Origin of the sequence: Sphaerisporangium sp. NPDC049002, assembly GCF_040649355.1 — a bacterium.
GTDB lineage: Bacteria > Actinomycetota > Actinomycetes > Streptosporangiales > Streptosporangiaceae > Sphaerisporangium.
Genome location: NZ_JBEZFH010000450.1, coordinates 1 through 1,420 on the forward strand (window position 1 = coordinate 1; position 1,420 = coordinate 1,420).

A 1,420-nucleotide genomic window follows, 5' to 3' on the forward strand; every position below is an offset into this window, starting at 1 on the left:
GGTTGCGTCCACGGGGGTGGTGTACGAGTTTCCGCTGGTAGTCAGCGTGGCGTCGTGAAATGAAGACGGCCATCACGTGATCCTTCAGGTTGCTACACCAAGATCGAAGGAGAACAGGTGATGGCCGTGAACGACAGTGTGGACCCTGTGAGCTGGCTGGCGAAGCAGATGGAGACCCAGGATCGGGATCTGTTGCGATCCATGGTGCAGACCATGGCCGAGACGTTGATGTCGGCCGAGGCCGACGGGTTGTGCGGTGCTGGATACGGCGAACGCAGCAGCGAGCGGACCAACCGGCGCAACGGCTACCGCACCCGCGAGTGGGACACCCGCGCCGGGACCGTGGAGCTTGCCATTCCCAAGCTGCGCTCGGGCTCCTACTTTCCTGACTGGCTGCTGGAGCGGCGGCGCCGGGCCGAGCAGGCGCTGGTCAGCGTGGTAGCCACCTCCTATCTGCTGGGCGTCTCCACCCGGCGGGTGGACAAGCTGGTGGAGCAACTGGGCATCAAGCACATCTCCAAAAGCCAGGTCTCGGAGATGGCCAAGGTGCTGGACGATCAGGTGGAGGCGTTCCGTACCCGGGCCTTGGACGCCGGCCCGTATGCGTTCGTGTGGCTGGACGCCCTCACCCAGAAGGTCCGCGAGGGCGGGCGGATCATTAACGTGCACGTGCTGGTCGCCACGGCGGTCAACGCCGACGGACGCCGCGAGATTCTTGGCGTGGAGGTCACCTCGGCTGAAGACGGCGCCGGCTGGCTGGGGTTTCTTCGCAGCCTGGTCGCCCGCGGCCTTTCCGGCGTGCAGCTGGTGATCTCCGATGCGCACACCGGGCTGGTGGCCGCGGTCGCCGCCGCGTTGCCGGGTGCGTGCTGGCAAAGGTGCCGGACCCATTACCTGCGCAACCTGTTGACCTGCGTCCCGAAGTCCGCCCAGCCGTGGGTGGCCACCTTGGTGCGCACCATCTTCGACCAGCCCACCGCCGAGCAGGTTCGCACCCAGCACGGCTGGGTGATCGACGCCCTGTCGGCCAAATACCCCGCCGCGTGCGATCACCTGGACTCCGCTCGCGACGAACTGCTCGCCTTCGCCGCCTTTCCCCGCGAAATCTGGAAGCAGATCTGGTCGAATAATCCCCAGGAACGGCTGAACAAAGAAATCCGCCGCCGCACCGACGTCGTCGGCATCTTCCCCGACCGCACCTCGATCATCCGCCTGATCGGCGCGGTACTGGCCGAGCAGACCGACGAATGGACCGAAGCCCGCCGCTACATGGGCCTGGACGTGCTGGCCAAGACCAGACTCCGACTCATCTCTGGCGACACACCCCAGCAAAACCCGAAGCCGCAGACACTAACCGCTTAACCTGCAGAAACAGGATCACGCAGAGATCAACTCATACACCACTCCGCTGGACGTGACC

At 65.2% G+C, this 1,420-nt stretch carries 1 protein-coding gene; it reads left to right on the plus strand.

Annotated elements, in window-relative coordinates:
• Nucleotides 1–168 precede the first annotated feature (168 nt).
• Entirely contained in the window at nucleotides 169–1,362 is a 1,194-nt protein-coding gene (locus AB0B89_RS36435) for an IS256 family transposase (protein ID WP_358562356.1), read from the plus strand.
• The last annotated feature ends 58 nt before the right edge of the window (nucleotides 1,363–1,420 follow it).